Origin of the sequence: Rhodococcus sp. CH91 (assembly GCF_022554085.1) — a bacterium.
Classification (GTDB): Bacteria; Actinomycetota; Actinomycetes; order Mycobacteriales; family Mycobacteriaceae; genus Rhodococcus.
Genome location: NZ_JAKFYR010000001.1, coordinates 51,584 through 66,211, shown reverse-complemented (window position 1 = coordinate 66,211; position 14,628 = coordinate 51,584). Strand labels below are relative to the sequence as shown.

The 14,628-nt window shown below is 68.2% G+C and carries 7 protein-coding genes; all 7 read left to right on the top strand.

What is annotated here, in order from left to right:
• The first annotated feature begins 4 nt into the window (after nucleotides 1-4).
• On the top strand, nucleotides 5-1,951 hold the full coding sequence (zomB, locus tag MOM01_RS00250) for a flagellar motor control protein ZomB (RefSeq protein WP_308196946.1): 1,947 nt from the start codon (nucleotides 5-7) through the stop codon (nucleotides 1,949-1,951).
• A gap of 266 nt (nucleotides 1,952-2,217) precedes the next feature.
• Nucleotides 2,218-3,228, top strand: coding sequence for an alpha/beta hydrolase (locus MOM01_RS00245; protein ID WP_241383390.1), 1,011 nt, complete (start codon nucleotides 2,218-2,220; stop codon nucleotides 3,226-3,228).
• A gap of 280 nt (nucleotides 3,229-3,508) precedes the next feature.
• Complete coding sequence (locus MOM01_RS00240; protein WP_241383389.1) at nucleotides 3,509-5,431, top strand: alpha/beta hydrolase-fold protein; 1,923 nt, start codon at nucleotides 3,509-3,511, stop codon at nucleotides 5,429-5,431.
• Nucleotides 5,432-5,566: 135 nt separating this feature from the next.
• Nucleotides 5,567-6,118: a DUF732 domain-containing protein gene (locus MOM01_RS00235; RefSeq protein WP_241383388.1), complete on the top strand. Its 552-nt coding sequence runs from the start codon at nucleotides 5,567-5,569 to the stop codon at nucleotides 6,116-6,118.
• Nucleotides 6,119-6,139: 21 nt separating this feature from the next.
• Nucleotides 6,140-7,099, top strand: a complete 960-nt coding sequence (locus MOM01_RS00230; RefSeq protein ID WP_241383387.1) for a cutinase family protein — start codon at nucleotides 6,140-6,142, stop codon at nucleotides 7,097-7,099.
• Between the two features lie 658 nt (nucleotides 7,100-7,757).
• The gene (fadD32, locus tag MOM01_RS00225; RefSeq protein ID WP_241383386.1) at nucleotides 7,758-9,647 is read left to right on the top strand and encodes a long-chain-fatty-acid--AMP ligase FadD32; all 1,890 of its coding nucleotides are present in this window, start codon (nucleotides 7,758-7,760) and stop codon (nucleotides 9,645-9,647) included.
• Nucleotides 9,648-9,696: 49 nt separating this feature from the next.
• A complete protein-coding gene (gene pks13 / locus MOM01_RS00220; protein WP_241384010.1) occupies nucleotides 9,697-14,622 on the top strand; it encodes a polyketide synthase Pks13 in 4,926 nt (1,641 codons plus the stop codon).
• Nucleotides 14,623-14,628 lie beyond the last annotated feature (6 nt).

Sequence of the window (14,628 nt, the reverse complement as noted above, 5' to 3'; positions counted from 1 at the left end):
CGTCGTGCGCGGCGTCGACGACACCGAGGCCGGACCGTTCCGTACGGTTCGGTCCCCCCGGCGTGACCGTTTCGCCGGGGGAGTGTTCGCCACCGGCGTGGTCGTCGCCGCGCTGCTGATGTTCTGGGGAGCCTGGGAGCGGCGCTGGATCGCCGACGACGGACTCATCGTTCTGAGGACCGTGCGCAACCTCCTCGCCGGTAACGGCCCGGTGTTCAACGTGGGGGAGCGCGTCGAGGCCAACACCTCCACGGCGTGGACTTACATCGTCTACGCGGGCGGATGGCTCACGGGCATCCGTCTGGAATACGTCGTGCTCACGATCGCGCTCGTGTTGTCGACGACCGCGATCGTCCTCGCGATGTTCGGTGCCGCGCGGCTGTACCGATGGCGGCTCCGCGCGAGTTCCGCGACCGTGCTGCTCCTGCCCGCCGGTGTCCTCGTCTACATCGCGGTGCCCCCGGCCCGTGACTTCGCGACGTCGGGGCTCGAATCCTGCCTGGTGATCTGCTGGCTCGGCCTGCTGTGGCTGCTCATGGTGCGGTGGGCCACCCCCACCCCGGGACGGGACGGCCCGCTCCCGGGCACGCTGCCGATCCTCGCGACGGCATTCGTCGCCGGACTCGGGCCGCTCGTCCGGCCCGAACTGGCGATCGTCGCGGTGCTCGCGCTGGCGATGCTCTTCCTCGCTCCCGGCCTCGACGTGCGGGTCCGGGTCGCGATGGTCGCGGTGGCAGGTGCCGTTCCGGTCGGCTACCAGGTCTGGCGCATGGGCTACTACGGCCTGCCCTATCCCAATACCGCGGTCGCCAAGGACGCCGGCGGCGCGAAGTGGTCGCAGGGTTTCGACTATCTCGCCAATCTCGTCGTCCCGTATGCGCTCTGGCTGCCGTTGTTGCTCCTCGTCGGTCTCGTCGCGCTCGTCCTGGCGACCGGTCGCGACGGTGCGAGTCGCGCCCGGCGCACCGCCCTGCCCGATCCGCACGACGTGCGGGCCACGGCGGTCAGGGCACAGAACCTGCTGCGCACCCCGACCGCTGTCGTCGTGCTGTTCCTCGGCTCCGGTCTGCTGCTCGCGCTCTACTCGCTGCGTGTGGGTGGCGACTTCATGCACGGCCGGGTGCTTCTGCCCCCGCTGTTCTGCCTGCTGTTGCCGGTCGCGGTCGTGCCTCTGCGGATACCGGAGCGCGCCGAACTCGGGAACAACCGGCCCACGCACGTCGCGGCCGCACTGGGCCTGATGTGGCTCACCACCGTCGTCTGGGCGGCGTTCGCATCCAACACGACAGGCATGACCGAGGGTGCGGTGGTGGGTCGTTCGGGGATCGTCGACGAGAGAGCCTTCTACGCCCTCAACACCGGGCATGCGCACCCCATCCGCGCGGAGGACTATCTGGACTATCCGCGTATGCGGGCGATGGTCGAGGCGATCTCGAACACGCCGAACGGCGGCCTGCTGCTGCCGACCCCTTCCTTCGACGCATGGGACGTGGTGCCGCCGCCGGAGCCGATCCCCCCGGGGGGTGCCGGGCACACGGTGTTCTTCCTGAATCTCGGCATGACGAGCATGAACACCGGACTGGACGTGCGGGTCGTCGATCAGATGGGGCTGGCCTACCCGCTCGCCGCGCACACCGAGCGTCTCGAGGACGGACGCATCGGGCACGACAAGATCCTGTTCCCCGACTGGGTGGTGGCCGATTCGGGCATGGTCGACGTGCATCCGTGGCTGCCGGGCTATCTGGACGAGGAGTGGGTGGCCATGGCGAAGACGGCGTTGACGTGTCCGGAGACGAGGGAGCTACTGGACTCGTCGAGTGCCGAGTTGAGCTGGCCGCTGTTCAAGCGGAACCTGCGCAACGCGTTCGAGTACGCCTCGTACCGGATCGAACGTGTGCCCGAATACGAGATCCAGCGCTGTGACCTGCCCATGCCGCCGCCGCGCGGGTGAGGCCGATCACGAAGATCGACATGGACCGGCAGATCGGGTCTCGATAGGATCACAGCACATCACGGACGAATAACTTTCCGGCAGTGCCCGCTTGATCTTCGATTCAAGAAGGGCCAAAGACCTGTGAAACGAGGGTTTGTCAGAGATCACGCGGTCCTTTACAGTTTTGACCGCAGTGTGACTTGGGGCGGCCTTCCGCGGCCGTCTTCGCCGGAATCCGGGGGACGCGAACGCGGACGCCGCAGACGAGAAAGAGAGCATTGTTCATGCGTTTTGTCCCGAGGTTGAGGCAGGGCCTTCGCCGGCGACTGCTCGGTACCGCCGCCGCGGCCCTGGTCCTCCCCGTGGCTGCCGGCCTTGTCGGAACCACCGCTGCGATCGCCGCACCGGCTCAGGGAGCACCGGTCTCGCACCGCGCACCCGCCGGGGGCTTCGAAGAGGTCTTCGTCGATTCCGACATGGGTCCGATCAAGGTCCAGATCCAGTGGGCCGCGCGCGGTGGCGACGCGGCGCTCTACCTGCTCGACGGCCTGCGCGCGCGGGACGACGCGAATGCGTGGACGTTCGAGACGAACGCCCTTCAGCAGTTCGCGAACGACAACGTCAGCCTCGTCATGCCGGTCGGTGGACAGTCGAGCTTCTACACGGACTGGTATTCGCCCTCCAACCTGAACGACCAGGAAGTCACCTACAAGTGGGAGACCTTCCTGACCCAGCAGCTGCCCGACTACCTCGCCACCCGCGGTGTCTCGCGCAGCAACAACGGCATCCTCGGCCTGTCGATGGGTGGCTCGGCCGCTCTGACCCTGGCCGCCTACCACCGCGACCAGTTCAAGTTCGCGTCGTCGCTCTCCGGTTACCTGAACCTGTCCGCTCCGGGCATGCGTGAGGCGATCCGCGTGGCGATGCTCGACGCCGGTCGTTACAACGTCGACGCGATGTGGGGCCCGCCGTGGAGCCCGGCCTGGCTGCGCAACGACCCCTTCGTCTTCGCACCGAAGCTCGAGGGCCTGTCGCTGTACATCTCGGCCGCCAGCGGTCTGCCCGGCCAGCACGACAACCCGCAGGGCTTCGTCGGCTACTACAACACGGCCAACGGAATGGCGCTCGAGGCGCTGTCCCTCGCACAGACCCGCGCGTTCCAGATCAAGCTCGCCACGCTCGGCATCCCGGCCACCTTCGACTTCCCGGCGCGCGGCACGCACGCATGGAAGTACTGGGAGGACCAGCTGTGGAAGGCACGTCCGCAGATCCTCGAGGCGCTGAACGCATTCTGACGTCAGGGCTGCGGTAGCCCCCCGGGGCCGTTCCGGTACGCACTGTTCGACGACGCCCGCTCACCACTTCGGTGAGCGGGCGTCGTGCTTTCACTGCAATTTCGCATCCGTCACAGCGCGGCACCCCCGATTCGAGGTGCTCTCGGTGTAGAAACAAGATTCGGGACTCCGGTTCCTCGGGTCGGCACATCCAGCCGGGACGCCCTGCCACTGCCCACTGTCGCGATCCATCCGTATCCGCGCAGCGCGGCAGGAACCCCGGCAACGCAGAAAGTGAGCGATGCAGATGCGAACTGAGCTCGAGCACGGCGGGCGACGGATACGGCCGGACGGAAAGACCGCTCGTGCAGGCGGTGCGCGACGAGGCAGGACCCGCGCACTCGCGCTGATCGCGGCCGCCCTCGTCGTTCCGGTCGCAGCGGGCCTGACCACCGTCTCGGTCGCCGCAGCCGACCCGCTCACGACCCAGTCGAGTCCCACGGCCGGCACTGCCGCCGGAGCCACGGTCCGTTCGGTCGACTGGCTCACCGACCGGCGTGTCGCCCTGTGGATCGATTCGCCGTCGATGGGCACCCCCATCCAGGTGCAGTTGCTGCTCGCTCGCGACTGGAACAGCAAGCCCGACGCGCGTTTCCCGTCGGTCTTCATGCTCGACGGCATGCGGGCGCGCGACGACGAGAGCGGGTGGACGCTCGAGACGGACGCCGAATCGTTCTTCGCCGACAAGAACGTCAACGTCGTGCTTCCGGTGGGCGGCCAGTCCAGCTTCTATTCGGACTGGGTCGACCAGAACAACGGACAGAACTACAAGTGGGAGACGTTCCTGACGAAGGAACTGCCCCCGCTCCTCGAACGCGACTGGCGCACCACCGACAAGCGTGGTCTCGTCGGCCTGTCGATGGGCGGCACCGCCGCGATGTTCCTACCCGCACGCAACCCGGGCTTCGCGCAGTTCGCGGCGTCGTTGTCCGGCATCCTCACCACCACCACGCTCGGTATGCCCGAAGCGATCCACTACGCGATGCAGGACGCCGGCGGTTTCGACTCCGAAGCGATGTGGGGTGCCCCCGGCGCCGAGGGCTGGGAAGCGCACGATCCCTACCTGCTCGCCGACAAGCTGAAGGGCGTGAGCCTGTACGTGTCGAGCGGCAGCGGCACCGCGGGCCCGTACGACGACCCGGCCGGCATCCCGGGTGTGAGCACCAACTACGCCGGGATGGGTCTCGAGATCCTGTCGCGCCTGACCTCTCAGGCGTTCGCCACGAAGCTGAAGAAGCACGGCATTCCCGCCCAGATCGTGTACCGCCCCTCGGGCACGCACACCTGGAAGTACTGGGAGTTCGAGATGCACCAGCTGTGGCCGCAGCTCGCGGGGGCCTTGGGTGTGGAGGCCGACAAGCCCGAGTGCAAGGCAACCGGTGCGGTCGGTGATGTCGCGGCGGCGAACACCTGGCTCGGTGACTGCCTCACCCCCGAATACGAGGTGGCAGGTGGCCGCGTCCAGGACTTCCGGTTCGGGCGGGTCTTCTCGTCCGAGGGCGTGACCGTCCCGGTGGCCGGCGCCATCGGTGGCGTCTACCAGGGCGCAGGAGGGCCGGCCGGGCCACTCGGATACCCGACGACCGAGGAACGTGTCGTTCCGGACGGCCGGGGACGGTTCAACCACTTCCGCAACGGCGCGATCTACTGGACGCCGGAGCACGGCGCTCACGCGGTCCGGGGAAAAATCTTCGAGACCTGGAAGAACCAGGGCTGGGAAGGTGGGCCCCTCGGTTATCCGGTGCTCGACGAGGCGGCCACGCCCGACGGTCGCGGTGCGGTGCAGGGCTTCGAGGCCGGCGCGATGTACTGGAGCGAGGAGACCGATGCCCACGCCGTGATGGGCATGATCCTCGGAAAGTACGCCGAGCTGGGCTACGAGACGGGCGTGCTGGGATATCCCCGGACGAGCGAACAGCCGGCCGGGGCAGGCGGGCGGTTCGGTGAGTTCCAGCACGGCCGCATCTACTGGAGTCCGCTCACCGGCGCATGGCCGGTTCGCGGGAAGATCCTCGAAGCCTGGCTCGCGGAGGGCGCCGAGAACGGGCGCCTCGGGTTCCCGATCGGTGACGAGACGCCGATCGAGGGCGGTCAGGGCATCCGGCAGAACTTCGAGCGCGGTTTCGTCACCCTCGAGGGTGACGAGGTGAAGCTGAACCCCTGATCGAACCGGTGACCGGGTCCGCGGTCCGTGCGGCCGGGGGAGGCGGGATGCTCCTACCGGCCGCGTGGACCGCTCTGTAGCCTGGGGCGCACTTGCCCAGTTCGACCCGACATCCGGATGTGAGGACACCACCACATGCCTGCACGGACCCGCTCGCGTTCGACCCGCGTTCTCGGCGCACTCGCCGCTGCCCTGACGGCCACGGCCGTTCTGGCGGCATGCGGAAGCGACGACTCGACCGCGACGAACACCCCGACCACCACCGCTTCCGAGACCGAGACCTCGGCGTCGACCTCCACCTCCGAGTCGGCCACGAAGTCGCCGGAGACCACTGCGGCGGAGACCTCGGACGAGGCCGGGACGAGCAGCGCGCAGCCGGCTCCGGCCGCGCCGGAGGGTGGCGCCGCCCAGGGGTCGGCTCCTGCCGGTTCGCCTGCCTCGGATGCCTTCCTCGAGAGTCTGCGGGCCGAGGGTGTCGAGCCCACGGACGAAGCCGGTGCGGTGAACATCGCCGACTACATCTGCAGCGCCCAGGCGCAGGGCGGGTCGCCGGAGGAGATCAAGGTGTTCGTCACGGCGCTGGTCGGCAGCGATGCCGCCGCGGGTGGGGTCGAGCTGTCCGAGGAACAGGCTTCGTCGACGGCCGATACCTACATCACCGTCGCCGGTGAGACGTACTGCAACTAGAACGACGGGGAACAGCACGAGATGGTCAGGACGAAGCAGCGTCGCGGACGCAGGATCGTGGTCGTGGGGGCGTTGCTCGTCCTGGCGATCGTGCTGGTGCTCTGGTACTTCCTCGCGGGGCGGCTGGACATCCCCTCGCCGGCTCCCGGTCCGCCCGGGCCGGAGGAGACGCAATCGCAGCCGGCATCGTGCCCCGACGTACAGGTCGTCGCCGTCCCGGGAACATGGGAGTCCACGGTGGGCGACGATCCGTACGCCCCGGCGGCCAATCCGCTCTCGCTCATGCTCAACGTGACACGACCGCTGCAGGAACGTTTCGACGCCCAGCGGGCCGACGTCTACACCGTGCCGTACGTGGCACAGTTCTCGAACCCGATCGCGATCCCGCCGGACGGCCAGCAGTCCTACAACAACAGTCGCAGCGAGGGATTCGCGGCGACCACCGACATCCTGGCGCGGCGTTCGGCCGAATGCCCGCTGACGACCTATCTGCTCACCGGTTTCTCGCAGGGGGCGGTGATCGTCGGTGATGTCGCCGCACAGATCGGTGCCGGCAACGGTCCGGTTCCCGCCGACCGTGTCCTCGGCGTCGCACTCGTCGCCGACGGTCGCCGCGACGGGGTTTCGGGTACCGACATCGGCGCTCCCGTCGCCGGGGTGGGAGCAGAGCTCTCGCTCGACGGCCTGCGCCTGCCGGGCATCACCATGACCGGTGCGCGTCCCGGCGGTTTCGGCACGCTCGACGACCGCACCGTCCAGATCTGCGCGCCCACCGACAGCATCTGCGATGCGCCACCGAATGCGCTCAATCCGGCGAACTGGGCGACGGCTGCTCCGCGGCTTCTCGAATACTTCAACAATCCGATCCACGCGATGTACAACACTTATGTGGTCGACGAGAGCGGTACGACCGCTACGCAGTGGATCGTGAACTGGGCTACGGAGAAGATCGAGTCCGCCCCCACCCCCGCGGAGAATTGAGAACACCCCGCGGGTGATAACTCCCACATATTACTCGCCGGTAGTGTCCGATCTCACCACCCGGTACACTCGTCTGACAGTCTGCCTTTAGACTCATCCCTCGGCTGCGTGCCCGGCCGTTCCGGGATCGTGGCGCACGACCACTGCCACAGGAGAAGAGGTTGATGGTGCCAGCGACGGCACGGCGAACGGCCGGTCCCCGCAGGGGGCGTACTCACGAACCACGACGGGGAACGATCCTTGTCACGAGCTCGTGGGTCGGTCTGCCGGTAGCGCCGGGGCACCCTTCTCGCACGGGATGTGTCGGCGGGCTCGGCCGCTCGTCGGCCGTGGCGCCGAAATGATGTCGCACGCAACCGGCTCACCTGCTCGTCTCGCTCGACGGGTGCGAGATGTGTCGACGAAGACGACCGTGTCGTATCTTTGTGTTTCCCGTGAACCGAGGGAAGCGTTCCTCCCGGCTACCGCATTTCGCGGGGGAGCGGGCGATGCCGATCTGTAACATATTCGTGATCTGGGATCGATGGACACGTTCGACGAGTGAACCGCCGGAAGCCGTGGGGGACCGGGTCGGTACGACGATTCGCCAGCGCGGAGGAAAAGTTAGTGGCGCAACCATGTCGAGTGGTTGTGGGATCGCTTCGACAGGGAGAAGGAATTGAGCGTCGGGTTCGAAGAGTTCATCGATGAGAACGGCCGGATCAGGCTGCCGGAAGGGAGGACGCTGCTCGATCATCTCGAGGAGAACTTCGCTTCCAACGGTGACGACCTCGCCTACCGCTACATCGACTACTCGCGGGAACGCGACGGCGAGGTGCACGAGCTGACCTGGGATCAGTTCGGCGTACGCATCAAAGCCATCGCCGCGCGCCTGCAGCAGGTCACCGTCCCCGGCGACCGTGTCGCGATCCTCGCGCCCCAGGGCCTCGACTACGTGGTGTCCTTCTTCGCGGCGATCTACGCCGGCACCATCGCGGTGCCGCTGTTCGATCCCGACGAGCCCGGCCACACCGATCGGCTCCACGCCGTCCTCGGCGACTGCACACCCAGCGCGATTCTCACCGCTACCTCGTCCGCGGCCGGCGTGCGGCAGTTCTTCCGCCCTCTTCCGGCAGCGCAGCGTCCTCGGGTGATCGCCGTCGACGCCATCCCCGACGCGGTCGCCGAGTCGTGGAAGCGCCCGCCGATCTCCACCGACGACATCGCCTATCTGCAGTACACCTCCGGTTCGACCCGCGTTCCCGCCGGCGTCGAGATCACCCATCGGTCGGTGCTGACCAACGTCATCCAGATGGCCGACTCCATCGAGCTCAACGAGTCGTCGCGCGGCGTGACCTGGCTGCCGCTGTTCCATGACATGGGCCTGCTCACCGTGATCCTCCCCGCGGTCGGCGGCAAATACATCACGATCATGAGCCCGCGGGCCTTCGTGGCCCGGCCGAGCCGCTGGATCCGGGAACTCGCCGCGGTCTCCGACGGAGCCGGCACCTTCGCCGCTGCCCCGAACTTCGCGTTCGAGCACGCCGCGGCACGGGCGGTGCCCAAGCCCGGTGAAGAACTCGACCTGAGCAACGTGATCGGCCTGATCAACGGCAGCGAGCCCGTCACCACGTCCTCGATGCGCAAGTTCAACGAGGCGTTCGGCCCCTACGGTCTGCCCCGCACGGCGATCAAGCCGTCCTACGGCATGGCCGAGGCCACCCTGTTCGTCTCCTCCACGCGGCACAGCGACGAAGCGAAGGTCATCTACGTCGACCGCCACGAACTCAACGCCGGCCGGGTCGTGCGTGTCGAGGCGGACGCCGAGAACGCCATCCCGCAGGTCTCCTGCGGATACGTCGCACGCAGCCAGTGGGCTGCGATCGTCGACGCGGAGACCGGAACCGAGATGCCCGACGAGCACGTCGGCGAGATCTGGCTGCACGGTGAGAACATGGGCATCGGTTACTGGGGCCGCAAGGAAGAGACCGACAAGACCTTCCACAACCGCATCACCGAGCGGCTCCCCGAGGGCAGTCACGCCGAGGGCGCCCCGGAGGACGGCACGTGGCTGCGGACCGGCGACTACGGCGTCTACATCGACGGTGAGCTCTACATCACCGGCCGTGTCAAGGACCTCGTGATCGTCGACGGCCGCAATCACTACCCGCAGGATCTCGAGTTCTCGGCGCAGGAGGCCAGCTCCGCGCTGCGTCCCGGTTTCGTCGCGGCCTTCGCGGTTCCGGCCAATCAGCTGCCCCGCGAGGTCTTCGACAACGACGCCTCCGGTCTGCAGTTCGATCCCGACGACGGGTCCGAGCAGCTCGTGATCGTCGCCGAGCGCGCTCCGGGCGCCGGTAAGGCGGATCCGCAGCCGGTCGCCGACGCGGTACGTGCCGCGATCTCGTCCCGGCACGGTGTCACCGCGCGCGACGTGCTGCTCGTGCCGGCCGGCTCCATTCCCCGTACGTCCAGTGGAAAGATCGCACGACGGGCGTGCAAGACCGCGTATGTCGAGGGAACGCTGCGTGGTGGTTACCAGCAGCAGGCGTTCCCGGACAGCGTGTAGAAATGTCCTCTTTCCCGGGTAGCGTGGTGGGTTGATGTCTGACACTGAAATGACCGTTGCGCAGCTGCGCGATTGGTTGCGGAACTGGATCGCCGACGCGACCGGACAGCCGGTCTCCCAGATCGCGGACGACCGTCCGATGGAGGAGTTCGGCCTGTCCTCCCGGGATGCGGTCGCGATGGCGGGTGAGATCGAGGAACTCCTCGGCGTCACCCTCAACGCGACGATCGCCTACCAGCATCCGACCATCGCCTCGCTCGCGATCCGGATCATCGAGGGCGAACCCGAGGCACCGGCGGAGGACGACTCCGCGCTGTACACCCTGGGTGCCGTGACGGGCTCGAAGGACATCGCGATCGTCGGTCTGTCCACGCGCCTGCCCGGGCACGTCGACACGCCCGAGCAGATGTGGGAGTTGCTCGCCTCCGGGCGCGACGGCATCAGCGATCTGCCCGAGGGCCGCTGGTCGGAATTCGAGAACGACCCGGCCGTGTGGGAGTCGATCCGCAAGGCGAACACCCGTGGCGGCTATCTCGACGACGTCAAGGGCTTCGACGCCGAGTTCTTCGCGATGTCTCCGCGCGAGGTCGAGATGGTCGACCCGCAGCAGCGGCTCGCGCTCGAACTGACCTGGGAGGCCCTCGAGCACGCTCACATCCCGCCGAGTGACCTCAAGGGTGGTTCGGTCGGTGTCTTCATCGGCAGTTCCGCGAGCGACTACATGCTGCTCGCCGTCGGCGATCCGTCGGCCGCGCATCCCTACGCGCTGACGGGCACCTCCACCGCGGTCATCGCCAACCGCGTCTCGTACTTCTACGACTTCCACGGCCCGTCGGTCACGCTCGACACGGCGTGCTCGTCGTCGCTGGTCGCCGTGCACCAGGCGGTGCGGGCGCTGCGCGACGGTGAGGCCGATGTCGCCCTCGCCGGCGGTGTCAACATGCTGCTCGCTCCTGCGGGCACCCTCGGTTTCGACGAACTCGGTGTGATGGCCCCGGACGGGCGCATCAAGGCGTTCTCCGCCGACGCCGACGGCATGATCCGCGCGGAGGGCGGCGGTCTCCTCGTCCTCAAGCGACTCGAGGACGCCGAACGTGACGGCGACGACATTCTCGCGGTGATCGCCGGTTCGGCCGTGAACCAGGACGGCCGTTCCAACGGTCTGGCCGCTCCCAATCCCGAGGCTCAGGTGGACGTGCTGCGCCGTGCATATCGCGACGCGCAGATCCTGCCGTCGGGTGTGGACTACATCGAGGCGCACGGCACCGGCACGGTGCTCGGCGATCCGATCGAAGCCGACGCGCTGGGCCGAGTCGTGGGCCGCGGCCGCGAGGACGACAAGCCCGTTCTGCTCGGTTCCGCGAAGACCAATTTCGGTCACCTCGAGTCCGCTGCGGGTGCGGCCGGACTCATCAAGGTCGTCCTCTCGATGCAGCACGACCAGCTCCCCCCGACGCTGAACTACACCGCGCCCAACCCGTACATCCCGTTCGACACCGCCCACCTGAAGGTCATCCCCGAGGGTGCGAAGTGGCCGCGCTACACCGGCCGGGCCGTCGCGGGTGTGTCCGGATTCGGTTTCGGTGGCACCAACGCCCACGTCGTGGTGCGCGAGTACACCGGTCCCGCCGATCTCGAAGCCTCCGAGGCCGAGGTCGAGGTCCTACCGGAGGAGATCCCCGCCGCTGCGGAGACCACCGAGCAGGCGCGCGAGCTGCCCGTCCTGCTCGCCGTCTCTGCCGCGATGCCGTCCCGCCGTCGCCGTGCCGCCGCCGATCTCGCCGACTGGCTCGAGACCGAGAAGGGCAGCACGACGCCGCTCACCGACGTCGCACGCACCCTCGCCCGCCGCAATCACGGCCGCTCCCGGGCGATCGTGCTGGCGAGCAACCACGGCGAGGCCATCGCCGGCCTGCGGGCCGTCGCCGCCGGCAAGCCCGCCCAGGGCGTGTTCACCGCCGACGCTCCCGCCTCCAAGGGCGCGGTGTGGGTGCTGTCGGGTTTCGGCGCCCAGCACCGCAAGATGGCCAAGCAGCTGTACCTGGAGAATCCGGTCTTCGCGGCCGCGGTGGACGAGGTCGACGAGCTGATCTACGACGAGTCGGGCTACTCCATGAAGGAGAAGTTCCTCGACGACGGTCAGGACTACGACGTCGAGACCGCCCAGGTCGGTATCTTCACCATCCAGATCGGCCTGGCGGCGGTGCTGCGTCACCACGGCGCCGAGCCTTCCGCGATCGTCGGCCACTCGATGGGCGAGGCCGCCGGTGCCTATCTCTCGGGCGGGTTGTCGCTCGAAGACGCCGTGCGTGTGATCTGCGCCCGCTCGCGTCTGATGGGCGAGGCCGAAGCCGGGCTCGAGGGCGACGACATCCGGCTCATGGCGCTCGTCGAGTACAGCGCGGCGGAGATCACCGATGTGCTGCCCGACTTCCCGCAGCTCGAGGTGTGCGTGTACGCCGCGCCCACCCACACCGTCATCGGCGGACCGCAGGAACAGGTCGAGGCGATCGTCGCGCGCGCCGAGGCGGAGGAGAAGTTCGCCCGGGTCCTGCAGACCAAGGGCGCGAGCCACACCTCGCAGGTCGATCCGATCCTCGGTGAGCTCGCCGCCGAGCTCGCCGGCATCGAGCCGCACCGCCTGAAGGTCGACCTGTACTCCTCGGTGGATCGGGAAACGCTCTACCGCGCGGGTCACGACGGCATCCACGGGGTCGACTACTGGACCAAGGGCATGCGTCACAGCGTGTACTTCACCCAGGCGATCCGGCAGGCCCTGTCCGACGGCCACACCACCTTCGTCGAGCTCAACGCGAACCCGGCGACGCTCATGTCGGTCGCCGCGACGGCCTTCGACGCCGGAGTGCAGGACGGCCAGTTCGTCCAGACGCTCAAGCGCAAGGAAGACGAGTCGCTCGGCGTCCTCACCGCCCTCGCACAGTTGTACGTGCACGGGCAGTCGGTCGACCTGAAGACCCTGCTGCCGGAAGGCGCGTACGCCGACCTGCCGCGCACCGCCTTCCTCCGGAAGCCGCACTGGGTCGACGCTCGCATCGGTACGGCCGGAAACGGCCGGATGCCGGGCTCCCGCGTCGCCCTGCCCGACGGCCGCTACGTGTGGGAGGTGCAGGCATCGGCCGTCACCGATGCGGCCGAACTGGTGGTCGCGGCGGCCTCGCAGGTGCTCTCCGATGTCACGCTCACCGCGTCCATCCCGCACACCGGTGTTCCCTCGACCGGCACGCTCACCACGACGCTGACCTGCCATCCCGGCGGTGCGTCGCTGCAGGTGCACGCGAACACCGGCGACGGTTTCACGCTCGTCCACGAGGGTGTCGTCACCTCCGGGGAGCCGCTCCCCGCTCCCGTCGCCACGGCGGCCGCGAAGCCGGCCGCGCAGGTCGAGGAGCAGCCGGAGGTCGTCGAATCGTTCGGTGACAAGTGGGATCCGAACGGATCGCAGGCCCTCGAGGACCGTCTGACGCTGATCGTCGCGGAGTCGATGGGATACGCGCCGGAAGACCTGCCGGCCGAGATCCCGCTGATCGAGCTGGGTCTGGACTCGCTGATGGCAGTCCGCATCAAGAACCGGGTCGAGTACGAATTCGACATCCCGCAGCTGCAGCTCTCGGCTGTCAAGGACGCCAGCTTGCGCGACGTCGCGAAGTACCTGCGGTACGCCGTCGAGAACCGCGAAGAGGTCGCGAAGATCGCCGAGCAGCAGGCCGCCGAGAAGGCCGCCGAGCGGGCCGCGGACGCGGAGGAACCCGAATCCGCCGCGACGACCGAGGAGACCGTCCTTCCTCCGGTGGAGGACACCTCGGTGGTCGCCGAGGCCGAGCACATCCTCGACGAGGAAGCACCGGCCGAGTCCGCGACCGTGCAGGAGTCGAGTGGAGTGGACGTGCCGCCGCGCGATGCGGCCGAGCGTCTGACCTTCGCGTCCTGGGCCGTGATCACCGGCAGATCCGCCAAGGGCATCTTCAACCCGCTGCCGAAGCTCGACGAGGCCGCTGCCGAACGGCTCGCCGCGCGGCTGACCGAGCGGACCGAGGGTGAGATCACCGTCGACGACGTGCTCGCGGCGACCACCATCGAGCAACTCGCCGACACCGTGCGCCGGCATCTCGAATCCGCCGACCGCATCGACGGTCTCGTACGCACCCTGCGTCCGCGACGCGAGGGCTCGGATGCCGTGCCGGTCTTCGTCTTCCACCCCGCGGGTGGATCGACCGTCGCGTACGAGCCGCTGCTGCGCCGTCTGCCTGCCCACACCCCGATGTTCGGTTTCGAGCGCACCGAGGGCCCGATCGACACCCGCGCCCAGGTGTACCTGCCGCTCATCAAGGAGATCCAGGGCGACGGTCCGTACGTGCTGTGCGGCTGGTCGCTCGGAGGTGTCCTCGCCTATGCCGTGGCCCGGTTGCTGCGCGAGGAAGGCAAGGACGTGCGGCTCGTCGGCCTGATCGACACGGTCATGGCCGGTGAGAAGGTCGAGGACACGCCCGACGAGATCCGCAAGCGGTGGCAGCGCTACTCGGCCTTCGCGAAGAAGACCTACGGGATCGAAGCTCCGCTTCCGTACGACCTGCTGGCCGAGGCCGGCAGCGACGAGGAGCAGATCGGCATCCTGATGGGTCTGCTCGAGATGAGCGGGGCGCAGATCCCCGGCGGCATCATCGAGCACCAGCGGACGTCGTGGCTCGACAACCGTGCCATCCAGACGGCCGAGCTCGCGCCTTACGGCGGCGAGGTCGTGCTGTACATGGCCGACAAGTACCACGACGACGCGATCGATCTCGAGCCGGCCTTCGGGACCCGGCAACCCGATGGTGGTTGGGGAGAGGTCGTCGCGCATCTCGAGGTCGTGCACGTCGGCGGTGATCACCTGCAGATCGTCGACGAACCGTACATCTCGAAGGTGGGGGAAGACCTGACCCGCAAGCTGGCCGATATCGAGGCCTCGAGGAGCTGAGCGAAC

Bases quoted from the DNA above. Each gene is read 5' to 3' on its own strand.
- MOM01_RS00235 (WP_241383388.1), top strand. From the start codon at position 5,567: ATGCCTGCACGGACCCGCTCGCGTTCGACCCGCGTTCTCGGCGCACTC.
- MOM01_RS00245 (WP_241383390.1), top strand. From the start codon at position 2,218: ATGCGTTTTGTCCCGAGGTTGAGGCAGGGCCTTCGCCGGCGACTGCTC.
- MOM01_RS00230 (WP_241383387.1), top strand. From the start codon at position 6,140: ATGGTCAGGACGAAGCAGCGTCGCGGACGCAGGATCGTGGTCGTGGGG.
- pks13 (WP_241384010.1), top strand. From the start codon at position 9,697: ATGACCGTTGCGCAGCTGCGCGATTGGTTGCGGAACTGGATCGCCGAC.
- MOM01_RS00240 (WP_241383389.1), top strand. From the start codon at position 3,509: ATGCAGATGCGAACTGAGCTCGAGCACGGCGGGCGACGGATACGGCCG.